The organism is Lysobacter soli, assembly GCF_009755585.1.
Lineage (GTDB): Bacteria > Pseudomonadota > Gammaproteobacteria > Xanthomonadales > Xanthomonadaceae > Lysobacter_J > Lysobacter_J soli.
Genome location: NZ_CP046603.1, coordinates 2,247,797 through 2,261,343 on the forward strand (window position 1 = coordinate 2,247,797; position 13,547 = coordinate 2,261,343).

General features: G+C 68.3%; 15 protein-coding genes. 10 read left to right on the forward strand and 5 right to left on the reverse strand.

Features of this window, described 5'->3' with window-relative positions; all coding sequences use genetic code 11:
* The gene (gene modB, locus GOY17_RS10075; RefSeq protein WP_157030312.1) at window positions 1-717 is read left to right on the forward strand and encodes a molybdate ABC transporter permease subunit; all 717 of its coding nucleotides are present in this window, start codon (window positions 1-3) and stop codon (window positions 715-717) included.
* Window positions 704-1,354 (forward strand): ATP-binding cassette domain-containing protein, encoded by a 651-nt coding sequence (locus GOY17_RS10080; RefSeq protein ID WP_157030313.1) that lies wholly within the window; start codon window positions 704-706, stop codon window positions 1,352-1,354. The genes modB and GOY17_RS10080 overlap by 14 nt, the downstream gene beginning before the upstream one ends.
* On the opposite strand, the gene GOY17_RS10085 is transcribed toward GOY17_RS10080, so the two are convergent.
* Window positions 1,344-2,135: a molybdenum-dependent transcriptional regulator ModE gene (locus tag GOY17_RS10085; protein ID WP_157030314.1), complete on the reverse strand. Its 792-nt coding sequence runs from the start codon at window positions 2,133-2,135 to the stop codon at window positions 1,344-1,346. The genes GOY17_RS10080 and GOY17_RS10085 overlap by 11 nt on opposite strands.
* Before the next feature lie 82 nt (window positions 2,136-2,217).
* On the opposite strand from GOY17_RS10085, the gene GOY17_RS10090 reads away from it, so the two are divergent.
* The 6 genes from GOY17_RS10090 (at window position 2,218) to GOY17_RS10115 (ending at window position 7,022) form a co-directional block, all read left to right on the forward strand.
* A complete protein-coding gene (locus tag GOY17_RS10090; RefSeq protein WP_157030315.1) occupies window positions 2,218-2,847 on the forward strand; it encodes an NAD(P)H-binding protein in 630 nt (209 codons plus the stop codon).
* 65 nt (window positions 2,848-2,912) lie between these two features.
* Window positions 2,913-3,587 carry a type 1 glutamine amidotransferase domain-containing protein gene (locus GOY17_RS10095; protein ID WP_157030316.1) on the forward strand — a complete coding sequence of 225 codons (675 nt, stop codon included), beginning with the start codon at window positions 2,913-2,915 and terminating at the stop codon, window positions 3,585-3,587.
* Window positions 3,588-3,858: 271 nt separating this feature from the next.
* Window positions 3,859-4,278, forward strand: a complete 420-nt coding sequence (locus GOY17_RS10100) for an organic hydroperoxide resistance protein (protein ID WP_115842321.1) — start codon at window positions 3,859-3,861, stop codon at window positions 4,276-4,278.
* A gap of 79 nt (window positions 4,279-4,357) precedes the next feature.
* Window positions 4,358-4,894, forward strand: coding sequence for a thioredoxin family protein (locus GOY17_RS10105; RefSeq protein ID WP_157030317.1), 537 nt, complete (start codon window positions 4,358-4,360; stop codon window positions 4,892-4,894).
* A gap of 56 nt (window positions 4,895-4,950) precedes the next feature.
* Window positions 4,951-5,691 carry a response regulator gene (locus GOY17_RS10110; protein ID WP_157030318.1) on the forward strand — a complete coding sequence of 247 codons (741 nt, stop codon included), beginning with the start codon at window positions 4,951-4,953 and terminating at the stop codon, window positions 5,689-5,691.
* Window positions 5,688-7,022: a sensor histidine kinase gene (locus tag GOY17_RS10115; RefSeq protein ID WP_157030319.1), complete on the forward strand. Its 1,335-nt coding sequence runs from the start codon at window positions 5,688-5,690 to the stop codon at window positions 7,020-7,022. The genes GOY17_RS10110 and GOY17_RS10115 overlap by 4 nt, the downstream gene beginning before the upstream one ends.
* A 13-nt stretch (window positions 7,023-7,035) precedes the next feature.
* On the opposite strand, the gene GOY17_RS10120 is transcribed toward GOY17_RS10115, so the two are convergent.
* Entirely contained in the window at window positions 7,036-8,280 is a 1,245-nt protein-coding gene (locus GOY17_RS10120; RefSeq protein WP_157030320.1) for an MFS transporter, read from the reverse strand.
* Window positions 8,281-8,647: 367 nt separating this feature from the next.
* Here GOY17_RS10120 and GOY17_RS10125 point away from each other — a divergent pair, with 367 nt between their 5' ends.
* Together GOY17_RS10125 and GOY17_RS10130 are read left to right on the forward strand one after the other, a co-directional pair.
* The gene (locus GOY17_RS10125) at window positions 8,648-10,918 is read left to right on the forward strand and encodes a methyl-accepting chemotaxis protein (protein WP_157030321.1); all 2,271 of its coding nucleotides are present in this window, start codon (window positions 8,648-8,650) and stop codon (window positions 10,916-10,918) included.
* Between the two features lie 114 nt (window positions 10,919-11,032).
* On the forward strand, window positions 11,033-12,115 hold the full coding sequence (locus GOY17_RS10130) for an OprO/OprP family phosphate-selective porin (protein ID WP_157030322.1): 1,083 nt from the start codon (window positions 11,033-11,035) through the stop codon (window positions 12,113-12,115).
* 2 nt (window positions 12,116-12,117) lie between these two features.
* Here the strand turns inward: GOY17_RS10130 and GOY17_RS10135 are convergent, their stop codons facing one another.
* From GOY17_RS10135 to GOY17_RS10145, 3 genes are all read right to left on the reverse strand, one after another.
* On the reverse strand, window positions 12,118-12,492 hold the full coding sequence (locus tag GOY17_RS10135; protein ID WP_198173646.1) for a DUF4124 domain-containing protein: 375 nt from the start codon (window positions 12,490-12,492) through the stop codon (window positions 12,118-12,120).
* Between the two features lie 139 nt (window positions 12,493-12,631).
* Window positions 12,632-12,919 (reverse strand): hypothetical protein, encoded by a 288-nt coding sequence (locus tag GOY17_RS10140; RefSeq protein WP_198173647.1) that lies wholly within the window; start codon window positions 12,917-12,919, stop codon window positions 12,632-12,634.
* Between the two features lie 34 nt (window positions 12,920-12,953).
* Window positions 12,954-13,481 carry a phage baseplate assembly protein V gene (locus GOY17_RS10145; RefSeq protein ID WP_115842330.1) on the reverse strand — a complete coding sequence of 176 codons (528 nt, stop codon included), beginning with the start codon at window positions 13,479-13,481 and terminating at the stop codon, window positions 12,954-12,956.
* Window positions 13,482-13,547: the final 66 nt, after the last annotated feature.

Here is a 13,547-nt window from a genome sequence, read left to right on the forward strand (position 1 = left end):
ATGTGGCTGTCGCCTGAAGAATGGGATGCGCTGGCGCTGTCGGCGAAGGTTGCGCTGTGCGCGACGGGCGCATGCCTGCCGTTCGGCATCGCGCTGAGCTGGCTGCTCGAACGTCGCCAGTTCCCCGGCAAGGTCTGGATCGACACGCTCGTGCAGTTGCCGATGGTGCTGCCTCCCGTGGTGCCGGGCTATCTGCTGCTGTTGCTGCTGGGCACGCAGGGGCCGCTGGGTGCCTGGCTGCTTGCGACGTTCGGCATCACGATCGCCTTTACGTGGAAGGGCGCCGTCATCGCATCTGCGGTGATGGCGTTTCCGCTGATGGTGCAGCCGATCCGGCTCGCGATCCGCCTCATCGATCCCCGACTCGAGAAGGCCGCGGCGACGCTCGGCGCGAAGCCGTGGGACACGTTCTTCAGCGTAACGCTGCCGCTGTCGGCACCGGGCCTGATCGCCGGCTGCATCCTGTGCTTCTCGCGCAGCCTGGGCGAATTCGGCGCGACGATGGCTTTCGTCGGCAACATCCCGGGGGAAACGCGTACGTTGCCGCTGGCGATCTACAGCCTCACGCACGTGCCCGATGGCGAAGCGGCGGCGTTGCGGCTGTCCCTGCTGTCGATCGCGCTGGCCGTGGCCGCGTTGCTGGTCAGCCGCTGGATCAGCCTGCGCGCCGAACGCCGGCTCGGTTACCTCGACCGGGGGCCCCATGCTGAGCTTTGACCTCCAGTTCGCGCGCGGCGATTTCGTGCTCGACGCCGTGGCCGACGTCGGCGGTGGCGTCACCGGCGTGTACGGGCCGTCGGGCTCGGGCAAGAGCACGCTGCTGGCGCTGCTCGCCGGACTGCTGGCGCCGTCCAACGGCCGCGTGCGGCTGGGCGAACGCGTGCTGGTCGATACCGATGCGCGCCGGTTCGTGCCCGCATGGGATCGCCACGTCGGCCTGGTGTTCCAGGACGGTCAGCTGTTCCCGCACCTGACGGTTCGCCAGAACCTCCTGTTCGGGCATGCGCGCATTCCACCTCCGATGCGCCGCTTCGACCTGTCCGGCGTGGCGGAACTGCTGGAAATCACGCCGCTGCTCGATCGCCGCCCGACGCTGCTGTCCGGCGGCGAACGCCAGCGCGTGGCGCTCGGCCGTGCCCTGCTCTATTCGCCGCAGTTGCTGCTGCTCGACGAACCGCTGTCCTCACTGGACGACCGCCTCAAGCAGCAGATCCTGCCGTTCCTCAAACGCATCAAGGACGAAACGCGCCTGCCGATGCTCTACGTCACCCACGCGCACAGCGAGCTGGATTACCTCGCCGATCGCGTGCTCGGCATGGAACGCGGCCGGTTGCAGCCGGCGGTCACGGACTGACGGCGAGGATCACGCTCGACGCCTTGAACAGCGCCGTCGCCGGTTTTCCTTCGGCGAGCGCGAGGCGTTCGGCCGATGCATTGGTGACGATGGCGGCGATCGAATTGCCGCCATCCACGTCGATCACCACTTCCGTATTCACCGCGCCGTGGTCGATGCGGGCGACGGTGCCGGGCAGCTGGTTGCGCGCGGAGAGTTTCACGCCCTCCAGATCAGTGCCGACGATGACGCTGGATGCCTTCACCAGCGCGATCGCCTTCATGCCGATCGCCAGCCCCATGCTCGCCGTGCTCTCGTGCGTGACGATGGCGACGATGCGCCCGCCGCCGCCCAGTTCGAGTTCCACTTCATCGTTCACGGCGCCACGCGTGATGCGCGCGATGCGGCCGGCCAGATGGTTGCGGGCGCTGGTGAGCATGGCGAACCTCCCAATGATGTCCAGATCGCGTCCGGCATGCGCGATGCGCTCGTTGAGCATCTCAACGAAGCGCGCGTTCTGCGCTTCGACTTCGCGCCACGTTGCGACGAGGCGTTCACCGTCCGGCGTCAGTCGCGTCCCGCCACCGCCCTTGCCGCCGACGACACGTTCGACGAGCGGCGCATCGGCAAGGTTGTTCATCGCGTCCACCGCATCCCACGCGGCCTTGTAACTCAGGCCGACACTGCGCGCGGCGGCGGCGATCGACGCCTCGCTGCCGATGGCCGTCAGCAACTCCATCCAGCGGCGGCTGCCGAACGTGCCGTGCGTGGCTTCGACGGTGAGCGAGCTCTGGATGCGCATTCGACGTTTCGCCTGGCCGGACCGGCGCACTGTAGCGCAACGGCTGGTTACACTCGCCGGGTCGCGGACGATGGGAGCTCGCATGAAGCTGATGATCGCAGGCTCCACCGGTCTGGTCGGACGCCATGCATTGCAGCTCGCCCTCGCGCATCCGGGCATCGCACAGGTCGTGGCGCCCGTTCGCAGGCCGGCGGAACCGCACCCGAAGCTCCTCGCGCCCGTCGTCGATTTCGATGCGTTGCCGCCGGATGCGCCCTGGTGGAATGTCGACGCGGTCGTCTGCGCGCTCGGCACCACCATCAAGGTCGCGGGCTCGCAGGACGCCTTCCGCCGCGTCGATCACGATTACCCGCTCGCGGTCGCACGCCTTGCGCACGCGCATGGCGCATCGACCTTCGTGCTGAATTCGGCGATGGGCGCCGATGCCGGATCGCCCATCTTCTACAGCCGCGTGAAGGGCGAAGTGGAACGCGACCTCGCCGCGCCGGGCTTCGCCTCGCTGACCTTCGTTCGACCGGGCCTGATCGGCGGCGAACGCGACGAGTTCCGCGCCGGTGAACGCGTGGCGACCGTTGTCCTGCGCGCGTTGCATCCGCTGCTGCCGCGCCGCTGGCGCATCAATCCGGCCGAACGCATCGCGCAGACCATGATCGACGCCGCGGTGCGCGCCACGCCGGGACAGCACGTGATCGCGTCCGACGCGCTGACCTGACGCATCACCGCGGCCTAACCCGTTGCGGGCGAAGCTGTCGCTCCCCCATTGGCGACGACACCGCAATGAAGATCCTGATGGTGCTTACCTCGCACGACCGCCTCGGCGATACAGGCGAGAAAACCGGCTTCTGGCTGGAGGAATTCGCCGCGCCGTACTACGTGTTCACCGATGCCGGCGCGCAGGTGACCGTGGCCTCGCCCAAGGGCGGGCAGCCGCCGATCGATCCCAAGAGCGACGATCCCGCGAACCAGACACCCGCGCAGGACCGCTTCAAGGCCGACGCGAAAACGCAGGCCGTGCTTGCCAACACGCAGCGGCTCGATTCGGTGGCCGCCGACGAGTTCGACGCGGTCTTTTACCCCGGCGGACACGGCCCGTTGTGGGACCTCGCCGAGGATCCCGCATCGATCCGGCTCATCGAAACGTTCTACGAGTCCGGAAAGCCGGTCGCCGCCGTCTGCCATGCGCCCGGCGTGCTGCGGCACGTGAAACACGAAGGCGAGCCGCTGGTGAAAGGCAAGCGCGTCACCGGCTTCACCAATTCCGAGGAGGAAGCGGTGAAGCTGACGAAGGTGGTGCCGTTCCTGGTCGAGGACGAACTCAAGCGCCTGGGGGGCAAGTACGAGAAGGCCGACGACTGGCAGAGCTTCGCGATCGTCGACGGACGGCTGGTAACGGGCCAGAACCCGGCGTCGTCTGAAGCGACGGCGGAGGCGTTGCTGAAGCTGCTGCGCTGAGCGCACGCGGCGACGAGGCCGCCGCCGACTGAGGACAACGGAACGAGGGGCGGCGATTTCGCCGCCCTTTTCGTGTGGGCGCTCGCACGCGGCCGGGAGGGCCTGCGGCAACGTCGGTGCGCGAGCGCTTTGTATCGAACTGTATCCAGGGCCCGACCGGGCACGTTCGCCGACAAAAGCCCTCAACACCCGACACGTGCGCGATACCGCGCGGCCTCGGAATGGCGCCACCGGAAACCACCGGCCCACCTTCCCCCACGAGGACATCGCCATGACCCATTCCCTCCAGACCGTCGTCTACACCGCGCACACGCACGTCACCGGCGGTCGCGCCGGCACCGGCCGCTCCAGCGACGGCGCCATCGACGTCGCGCTGAGCACGCCCGGCTCGAACAAGCCCGGCACCAATCCCGAGCAGCTGTTCGGCATCGGCTGGTCGGCGTGCTTCATCGGCGCGCTCGGTTTCGCCGCGCAGGAACTGAAGGTGAAGCTGCCGGCCGACACGGCGGTCGACGCGGAGGTCAACCTCGGCAAGACGGCCGCCGGCGAGTACCAGCTCGCGGTGAAACTCGACGTCAAACTTCCCGGCATCGACGAGGCCACGCGCCGGCAGCTGGTCGAGAAGGCGCATCAGACCTGCCCGTACTCGCGCATGACGCGCGGCGACGTGGACGTCGAGATCGTGACCTGATCGCGCAGCCGTCGCTGCAACGCTCCGCCGCCGCGCGTGCGCTTCCCACGCCGGCGGCACATCCCTACAGGAGTCGCCCATGTTCAAGTCGATCCTTGCGGCCTTCGCGCTGTCGCTGTCGCTGCTCGCCGGCTGTGCGCCGGGCGCGCAGGCCGAGCCGGCGCGCGGGACGCCCGCACCGGAGTTCACCGGCATCGCCCACTGGCTCAACGCGCCGCCGCAGACCATGGCGGGGCTCAAGGGCAAGGTCGTGCTCGTGGAGTTCTGGACCTACTCGTGCATCAACTGCATCCACGTGCAGCCCTACGTGAAACAGTGGTACGACCGTTACCACGACCAGGGACTGGTGGTGATCGGCGTGCACACGCCCGAGTACGACGAAGAGCGCAGCACCGCCAACGTGAAGCGCGCGATCGAGCGCTTCGGCATCGCCTACCCCGTTGCGCAGGACAACGACTACGCGACGTGGAACGCCTACGGCAACCGTTTCTGGCCGGCGATGTACCTGGTCGATCGCGACGGCCGCATCGTCCATCGCCATTACGGCGAAGGCGATTACGACGGCATGGAGCAGCGCATCCGCCAGCTGCTGGCCACCGCGCCAGTCGCGCACTGACGACCAGCGGGCGGTGGCACAATCCGGCCATCGCCCCACTTCACCACGAGCGCCCCATGGAACACGCAGACCACATCCTCGTCGTGGACGACGATCGCGAGATCCGCCAGATGGTGGCCGACTACCTGCGCAAGAACGGCCTGCGCGCGAGCGAGGCCGCCGACGGGCGCGAGATGCGCGCCGTGCTCGACACGCACGCCATCGACCTGATCGTGATGGACGTGATGATGCCCGGCGAGGACGGCCTCACCCTCACCCGCAACCTGCGCGCCGGCAAGCATCGCGCCGTCCCCGTGGTGATGCTGACCGCGCGCGAGGACCAGACCGACCGCATCATCGGCCTGGAAATGGGCGCCGACGACTACGTCACCAAGCCCTTCGCCGCGCGCGAGCTGCTGGCACGCATCAAGGCGGTGATCCGCCGCACGCGCATGCTGCCGCCGAACCTGCAGGTGACCGAGGCGGCGCAGATGCTCGCCTTCGGCCGCTGGCGCCTGGACACGACCGCGCGCCACCTGCTCGATCCGGAAGGCACGGTGGTGGCGCTCAGCGGCGCGGAATTCCGCCTGCTGCGCGTGTTCCTCGACCATCCCAACCGCGTGCTCAACCGCGACCAGCTGCTCAACCTGACGCAGGGCCGCGACGCCGAACTGTTCGATCGGTCGATCGACCTGCTCGTCAGCCGCCTGCGCCAGCGCCTGCAGGACGATGCGCGCGAGCAGAGCTACATCAAGACCGTCCGCAGCGAAGGCTATGTCTTCAGCGCGACGGTGACGATCGTGGGCGAGGACGGATGAGCGCAACGACTCCTCGCGGCGTCATGCGCTGGCTGCCGCGCACGATGGCCTCGCGCCTGTACGCGCTGCTGGCCGGCGGGCTGCTGCTGGCGCACGCGCTGTCGTTCGGGCTGCTGTTCTACGAGCGCTACGAAGCCGCCTCGTCGATGCTGATGACCAACCTGGAACAGGACGTGGTCGTCGCAGTGAACCTGCTCGATCGCCTGCCCGCGAACGAACGCGCCGACTGGCTGCCGATGCTGCAACGGCGCACGTTCCGCTACTCGCTGGACGAAGCCGCATTCGATGCGCAGCCGGACGCGAAGCTCGACGGCGCGACCTCGCGCGAGATGGCGGGCATGATCGAAAGCGCGCTGGGACCGCGCTGGTCGACGCAGGCGCGGCAGGTCTCGCGCGATCCGGAGCGCTTCCAGGTCAAGGTGCGCCTGCACGACGGCAGCGCGGTGGTCGTCGACGTGCAGCCTTCGGTGATGCCGCTGGCGAAGTGGCTGCCGTACGTGCTGGTCCTGCAGCTGATCGTGCTGCTGCTGTGCGCCTGGGCCGCGGTGCGACTGGCGACGCGACCGCTCGCGCGGCTCGCGCAGGCCGCGGAGAACGTGCGGCCCGACGGCGACGGCGAGCGCCTTCCCAACGGCGGGCCGACCGAAGTCGCGCAGGCGGTGGGCGCCTTCAACGCCATGCAGGACCGGATCGCGCGCTACATGAAGGAACGGCTGCAGATCCTCGCGTCGATCTCGCACGACCTGCAGACGCCGATCACGCGCATGAAGCTGCGCGCCGAATCGATGGACGAGGTGCCCGAGCGAGCGAAGATGCTCGACGATCTCGACCAGATGCAGCACCTGGTGCGCGAGGGCATCGCGTACGCACGCAGCGCGCACGGCAACAACGAGGCCGCGGTGCGCGTTGACCTGGACGCGTTCATCGACAGCCTGGTGCTCGACTACCTCGATACCGGCCGACCGGTGAGCCTGCAGGGCCGCATCGGCACGCCGGTCGTCACGCGCCCGCATGCCTTGCGACGCGTGGTCGCCAACCTCATCGACAACGCGCTCAAGTACGCCGGCTCGGCGGACGTCGAACTGGAGAGCCGCTCCGACGCGCTCGTGATCCGGGTCGGCGATCGCGGCCCGGGCATTCCGGAATCGGAACTGGCGCGCGTGATGGAGCCGTTCTATCGCCTCGAAGCCTCGCGCAACCGCGATACCGGCGGCACCGGGCTGGGCCTGGCGATCGCGCAGCAGCTTGCGGCATCGATCGGCGCCACGCTCACGCTGCGAAACCGCGAGGGCGGCGGCCTGGCCGCCGAGGTGCGACTGCCGCGCGCGTGAACCATCGCGCGCGTCAGCCTTCCTGCGGCAGCGCCTGCAATGTCTCCGGTTCGCGCGGCTTGCGCTTCGACGGGAACCACAGCGCGATCGACGCCGCGCCGAGCCCCACCGCCATCGAGCCGATGTACATCCAGGTGTAGCTGCCGTAACGGTCGAACAGCCAGCCGCCGAGCAGCGGACCGAGCGCCATCCCCAATGCCGACAACATGCCCGCCGCGCCGAGCACCATCCCGAGGATCTGCGGGCTGAACGCTTCGCGCGCGAGCGACGCGTACAGCGGCATCGTGCCGCCGTAGGCCATGCCGAACACGATCGCCACCGCGTAGAAGCCGTTCAACTGGCTTACGCTCAGGTACGAGACCGCGGCGACGGCCTGGATCAGCAGCCCCGCGACCAGGACCGGCTTCGCGCCGAGCCGGTCGGCCATCAGCCCGAACAGGATGCGTCCGCCCAGTCCGGCCGCACCTTCCATGCTGTAGATCGTCACCGCAGTTGTCACCGCGAGGCCGCAACCGACGGCATAGCTCACGGTGTGGAAGATCGGCCCCGAATGCGCGGCGCAGCAGGCGAAGTACGTCACCGCCAGCACGATGAAGGCGCGCGAGCGCAGCGCCTGCCCCGCGTTCGCGACCGTTGCGTCGGCGATGGTGCCGGGCGACGTCGGTTCCGGAATCGGCGACGCGCGCACGAACCATACGGCAGGCAATGTCAGCGCCCATGCGACAAGACCGACGATGAGCAGCGTCTGGCGCCAGTCGTAATGACTGACCAGCCACGCGACGAGTGGCGACATCGTCATCGGCGCGACACCCACACCCGCCGACACCAGCGAGATCGCGATGTTGCGTCGCTTCTCGAACGACGAGGCCGTGGCGGCGATCACCGGTGCGAAGAAGCTCGACACCGCCACGCCCATCAGCACGCCGTAGGTCAGCCGGAACTGCCACAACGTTGCCGAGCGGCTCGCGAGCACGCACGCCAGGCCCAGCAGCAGCGAGCCCACCAGCACGACCTTGCGCGGGCCGATGCGGTCGCTCAGTGCGCCCCAGACGAAGCCGCCAACGCCCATGCTCAGGAATGCGAGCGTCATCGCGCTCGACAACGCCCCGCGCGACCAGCCGGTGGCGGCACTCATCGGGCCAAGCAGCACGGCCAGCGCGAAGATCACGCCTACGCCGACGCAGCCCAATACGGCACCGGATGCAACCAGCGGCCAGTTGCGGTCCGGCGGATAGGAAGCGGCGGCGATGCGGTTCATGCGGTGGATCTCCGGGGGCTCATCAAGGGGACGAACCAGGGACGCGGGATTCGACATTGCCGGCGGACCGCGCCCCGATCCTCAGGCGATGCAGAAGCGAACGGCATCTCGTTCATTTCATGTCGGAAGCATTCCGACATTCGTTCGGGCCTGCGATCACTCATCGCAAGATGAGCGTATCGCGCGCTCGGACGCACGCGCGCTCGTCGAAATGCGCGCTTTCGCATACGTCGCCGTGGCGGTCGACGCGCGTATACACCGCGAATGTGTCGTTCAGGTTTCCGCGCTTTAGCGAGCTGTGCCAATGCCGTTAACCAGATCGAAGCGCATCCGCGATTCGTCCGCCCTCCTCCTACGAGCCGTTGCCATGAGTGGATTCAAGAACCTTTCCATCGCCAGAAAGTTGGCGGTGGCTTTCACCGCCTTGATCGCGCTTGCCGCGCTGCTGGGTGGTTACGCAATGCTGCAGTTGCAGGCACGCAACGCGCAGATCGCCGAAATCAACTCGAACTGGGTGCCGTCGGTGCGCTACCTGCTGGGTATGCGCGGACAGTTGGGCGAATACCGGACGTACGAGATCTCGCAGTTCCAGTTCAAGGACGACCCGGCGGAACTGGCCGACTACGCGAAGCGAATGGACAAGCTCCGGGGCGAGATGAACGACTCGTTGTCTTCGTACGAGAAGCTGATCGAGGGTGACGAAGAGCAGGCCCGCTACAAGGCGTTGACCGCAGGCATGGCGGGGTACTTCGCCGCGCACGAGAAGCTGATGGCAGCGGTTGCAGCCAATGATTTCGTCGAAGCCGGCCGTGTCTCCAACGAAGAATCGCGTCCCATGCGCCGCAAGCTCTTCGAGGCGCTGATGGAGCTGACCGACTTCAACGTCAAGGGACTGAACGCGATGGTCGCGCAGTCCGACGCCGCCTACCGGAGAACGCAGCTGCAGCTCACCGTCGGCATCGGTCTTCTCGTCGTGCTGGGTGCCGTGTTCGGGTTCTTCCTTGCCCGCGCCATCTCCCGCCCGCTGCAGCGCGCCACCGGCGTCGCGCAGAGCATCGCCGCCGGCCGCATCGACGAGCGCATCGTGGTGGACAGCACGGACGAAGCCGGCCAGCTGCTGCGCAGCATGAGCCAGATGCAGTCGACGCTGCAGCGCTTCGCGCAGGCCCAGGGCGAGATCGCGCGCCGCCATGACGAAGGCGACATCGACTTCCGCATCGACAACCGCGAGCTTCCCGGTGCCTACGGCCAGATGGCCGGCGAGATCAATACGCTGGTGGACTCGCACATCCAGCTCAACGCCCGTGCGGTCGGAATCGTCGCGGCGTATGCGCGCGGCGACCTGTCGCAGGACATGGACCGCCTGCCGGCGCAGAAGGCGCGCATCACCGATGCCGTCGACTCGGTCAAGCACGGCATGAACGCCATCAACGCCGAGATCAAGACGCTGGTGGACGCGGCGGTCGCTGGCGACTTCGGCCGCCGCGGCGACGCGAGCCGCTTCGAGTTCGTGTACCGCGACGTGGTCAACTCGCTGAACCAGCTGATGTCGACCGCCGACAACGGCCTCAACGAAGTCGGCAGCCTGCTGTCGGCCGTGGCCGATGGCGACCTCAACCGTCGCGTCGAAGTCGAACTGCCGGGCCAGTTCGGCCGCCTCGCCAACGACGCCAACCGCACCGTGGACAAGCTGTCCGACATCGTCGGTCAGATCCGCGAGGGCTCGGATGCGATCAGCTCGGCGGCCGCGGAAATCGCCGCCGGCAACAACGACCTGTCGCAGCGCACCGAATCGCAGGCCGCTTCGCTGGAGGAAACCGCTTCGTCGATGGAGGAACTCACCAGCACGGTCCGCCAGAACGCCGACAACGCACGCCAGGCCAACCAGTTGGCGCAGAACGCGGCGGAAGTCGCCGGACAGGGCGGCACGGTCGTGGGCGAAGTCGTCGAAACGATGAACGCCATCAACCAGTCGTCGAAGAAGATCGCCGACATCATCGGCGTGATCGACGGCATCGCGTTCCAGACCAACATCCTGGCGCTGAACGCTGCGGTGGAAGCCGCACGTGCCGGTGAGCAGGGCCGCGGTTTTGCCGTCGTCGCCAGCGAAGTGCGCTCGCTCGCGCAGCGCTCCGCCAATGCGGCGAAGGAGATCAAGCAGCTCATCGGCGACTCGGTGGCGAAGGTCGAGGAAGGCAGCCAACTCGTCGACCAGGCCGGCAAGACGATGGAGGACATCGTCGTCAGCGTGCGCAAGGTGACGGACATCATCGCCGACATCAGCGCCGCCTCGCAGGAGCAGTCGGCCGGCATCGAGCAGATCAACCAGGCCATCACGCAGATGGACGAAGGCACGCAGCAGAACGCAGCGTTGGTGGAGGAAGCCTCCGCCGCCGCGCGCAGCCTGGAACAGCAGTCCGAGCAGCTGGTGCAGACCGTCGCGGTGTTCCGCGTCGCGAACGGTACGAACGCCGTCCGCACCTCGCGCCCGGCGGTCGTCGATCTGCCTACCGCTCCGCGCGCGGCCGTCGCCAAGACGCCGGTCAAGGCAGTTGCGTCCCGACCGGTCGCCGCGCCGCGCAAGGCCGTCCGCGGTGCCGTCGCAGCCGCGACCGATTCGGACTGGCAGGAATTCTGATCCGGCCGGCTCGCTGATGCATTCGTAGTTCCGTGCGCGCCCGCAGACCGCGGGCGTTGCACCTCCCTTCTCTTCCGGCGCCGTGATCGCGGCGCTGCTTCCACCGGTTCCCCGATGCCGCAACTTCTTACCCGACGCCTGTCGGCCGCGCTGGCCGCCGTCGTACTCCCCTTCTGCGCCCATGCCGGCGCGGTGTCCTTCAAGCCGACCGGCGTCGTCTACTACGACGGCGTGGACGCGCATCCCGACGTCAAGCCGTTCGAGGACGTCGACAAGGTGCGCTCCGGACGCCTGGGTTTCGTCGCCAAGGCCGGCGAACGGTGGCAGCTCAACGTCGAGCACGAATTCACCGATCGCTCGACGCCCGACGCCGTCCTGCAGTTCACGCCCGCCAAGGGCCACGCGTTGCGCCTGGGCCAGTTCAAGCAGCCGTTCCTCATGGAAGACGCGACCAGCGCACGCCAGACGCCCTTGATGGAAGCCTCGCTGCTCGGTGCGTTCGCGCTCGGTCGCCGCATCGGCCTGGGCTACGCGTGGTCGGACGCGAACCACGCCGTCAACGCGACCGTGTTCGGCCAGCGGCTGGACGGCAAGAACGAAGGCATCGGTGCCGCGGTACGCGCCTCGCGCGCGCTTCATTTCGGCGACGACCTGCTGCACCTGGGTGTCGGCGCCTCGGTGGATTCGCCGGACAGCGAGACCGCGCGCTTCTCCAGCAAGCCCGAGGCGGCGCTGGCGACGTCGAGCCTGGTGGACACGGGCACGCTCGGTGACGTCCAGCGCACGACCCGCGCGGGACTGGAAGCGTTGTGGATCGGCGGCCCCTGGTCGGTGCAGGCCGAAGCCGCGGCCGTGCAATCGCACCGCGACGACGCGGCGGACGTACGCGGCACCGGCGGGTACGCACTCGCCAGCTGGTCGCCCACCGGGCACCGCCGCAACTACAAGGCCGGCACGGCGAGTTCGCCGACGATCGGCAAGGACGTGGCGTGGGAGCTGGTCGTGCGCTACAGCGTCCTCGACCTCGATTCGGCGGCGTCGCAGGGCGGCGTGCAGTCCGACTGGAACTTCGGCGCTACCTGCTACCTGACGTCCTACGCGCGGCTGATGGCGAACTACGTCGTGGCCGACAGCCGGCGTCGCGGCGTCAACGACGACCCGCGCCTGTTCCTGATGCGCGTGCAGTTGCAGTTCTGACGTCATCGGCATGCGTTGCGGACCTGCTCGTCCAGGCGACTGAGCAGGTCGAAGGTGCGCTTGAGTCCGACGCGTTCAAGCGTGCGTTCGCGATTGGCCTTCGCTGCCTCACAGGCCGACGGCTTCACCGCATTGCGCGCGATGTGCGCGGTGCCCGTTCGCGTGGAACGTGGTTCTGACGCGTGCCGCTCCGGATTCGCTACTGACCGATGCACCCGCGACGGCGGATCCGGCGGCGCGTCCCATCGCGCCGTCTCGCGTGCGCCGTGCTCGCAGGGCGCGCTCTGGTAGCTGACCACGCCGCCCGCTGCCACGCACTTGTAGACGTTCTGCGCGGCTGCGTGCGTGCACGACAGCGCGATGACACATCCGAACATCGTTCGCCAAGACATCCCTGCCCGCCCTTCGTTGACGAAGACAGGCTACGGACGCGAACAGTCGCGCTGTATCGGGAAACACGCCGTCTAGCCGGGCACGGGCACGCGATTGCCCGTCGGAGTTCGCCGTGTCGCAACGTCAGACGGCGTTGACCCGCGTCTGGCACTCGAGCACGAGCATGACCGCGCCGTTGGGCACGCACATCGACGGGCTGCTATCGAGCACCAGCGCACGCCCGCCCGCGAACACGCGCGTGCTGCCCTGCAACCATTGGCCGCCGGTGCAGCGGAGCGCCTCGGCCGGTGCCGGCAGGTTGCAGTGGGCGATTTCGTAGGGCGCGGCGACGGTTACCACCGGGTGGCCCTGCAGCGTGACGCGCGAGTACGGCACCGTCGGCACGGCGGGGCCGCCGTGGGAGCACGTCACGCTTGCGCCGAGATGGAGGATCAGGCCGCCCACGTCACACCACCGTCAGCGCGCCGTCGTTGATCGTCACCATCGAACCGGCCAGCACGATGCTCGCGCCGCGTCCGTTGCTGATGGTGATGCCCGCTTCGTTCACTGCGATGCACGCGCCGGTATGCGATCGAAGCAGCACGCCGCCGTCGGGGCCCGGCATGTCCGACACCGTCAGCGCGTTGCGCCCCGGTGTCTGCAGCAGCACGGCCGGCGCGACCGCCTGTCCTGCGTGGGCGAACGACGGAAGCTCCGCCGCATCCACCCAGTAGCCGCCGACCCAGATCGGCAGTTCGGCGTCGCCCTGTTCGAACTCCACCCACACCGGCGCGCCCACCGGTGGCAGCAGGAACAATCCGCTCTGGTGGCCGGCGACCGGCACGCACGGCATCGCCCAGCGTGCATCGCCATCGAACACACGGGGCACCTGCACGAGCACGCGGCCCAGTTGCAGGGGATCGATGTTGTCGACGACGACGCCGCGGAACTTCCCGTACTGGCGCTGCGGCGCGGGCTTGCTCGTGTGCGGCATCGGCCGTTTCCTGGGCGTGGGGTCCCCTGTGTTCTTTCGAACGTGAACGGCCGCCGGCGCAGGCCA

What these genes read in the sequence shown, in the direction of transcription:
- GOY17_RS10135 (WP_198173646.1), bottom strand. Translation starts at nt 12,492, where the DNA reads ATGTTCGGATGTGTCATCGCGCTGTCGTGCACGCACGCAGCCGCGCAG.
- GOY17_RS10125 (WP_157030321.1), top strand. Translation starts at nt 8,648, where the DNA reads ATGAGTGGATTCAAGAACCTTTCCATCGCCAGAAAGTTGGCGGTGGCT.
- GOY17_RS10130 (WP_157030322.1), top strand. Translation starts at nt 11,033, where the DNA reads ATGCCGCAACTTCTTACCCGACGCCTGTCGGCCGCGCTGGCCGCCGTC.
- GOY17_RS10105 (WP_157030317.1), top strand. Translation starts at nt 4,358, where the DNA reads ATGTTCAAGTCGATCCTTGCGGCCTTCGCGCTGTCGCTGTCGCTGCTC.
- GOY17_RS10095 (WP_157030316.1), top strand. Translation starts at nt 2,913, where the DNA reads ATGAAGATCCTGATGGTGCTTACCTCGCACGACCGCCTCGGCGATACA.
- GOY17_RS10090 (WP_157030315.1), top strand. Translation starts at nt 2,218, where the DNA reads ATGAAGCTGATGATCGCAGGCTCCACCGGTCTGGTCGGACGCCATGCA.
- GOY17_RS10110 (WP_157030318.1), top strand. Translation starts at nt 4,951, where the DNA reads ATGGAACACGCAGACCACATCCTCGTCGTGGACGACGATCGCGAGATC.
- GOY17_RS10080 (WP_157030313.1), top strand. Translation starts at nt 704, where the DNA reads ATGCTGAGCTTTGACCTCCAGTTCGCGCGCGGCGATTTCGTGCTCGAC.
- GOY17_RS10085 (WP_157030314.1), bottom strand. Translation starts at nt 2,135, where the DNA reads ATGCGCATCCAGAGCTCGCTCACCGTCGAAGCCACGCACGGCACGTTC.
- GOY17_RS10145 (WP_115842330.1), bottom strand. Translation starts at nt 13,481, where the DNA reads ATGCCGCACACGAGCAAGCCCGCGCCGCAGCGCCAGTACGGGAAGTTC.
- GOY17_RS10115 (WP_157030319.1), top strand. Translation starts at nt 5,688, where the DNA reads ATGAGCGCAACGACTCCTCGCGGCGTCATGCGCTGGCTGCCGCGCACG.
- modB (WP_157030312.1), top strand. Translation starts at nt 1, where the DNA reads ATGTGGCTGTCGCCTGAAGAATGGGATGCGCTGGCGCTGTCGGCGAAG.
- GOY17_RS10120 (WP_157030320.1), bottom strand. Translation starts at nt 8,280, where the DNA reads ATGAACCGCATCGCCGCCGCTTCCTATCCGCCGGACCGCAACTGGCCG.
- GOY17_RS10100 (WP_115842321.1), top strand. Translation starts at nt 3,859, where the DNA reads ATGACCCATTCCCTCCAGACCGTCGTCTACACCGCGCACACGCACGTC.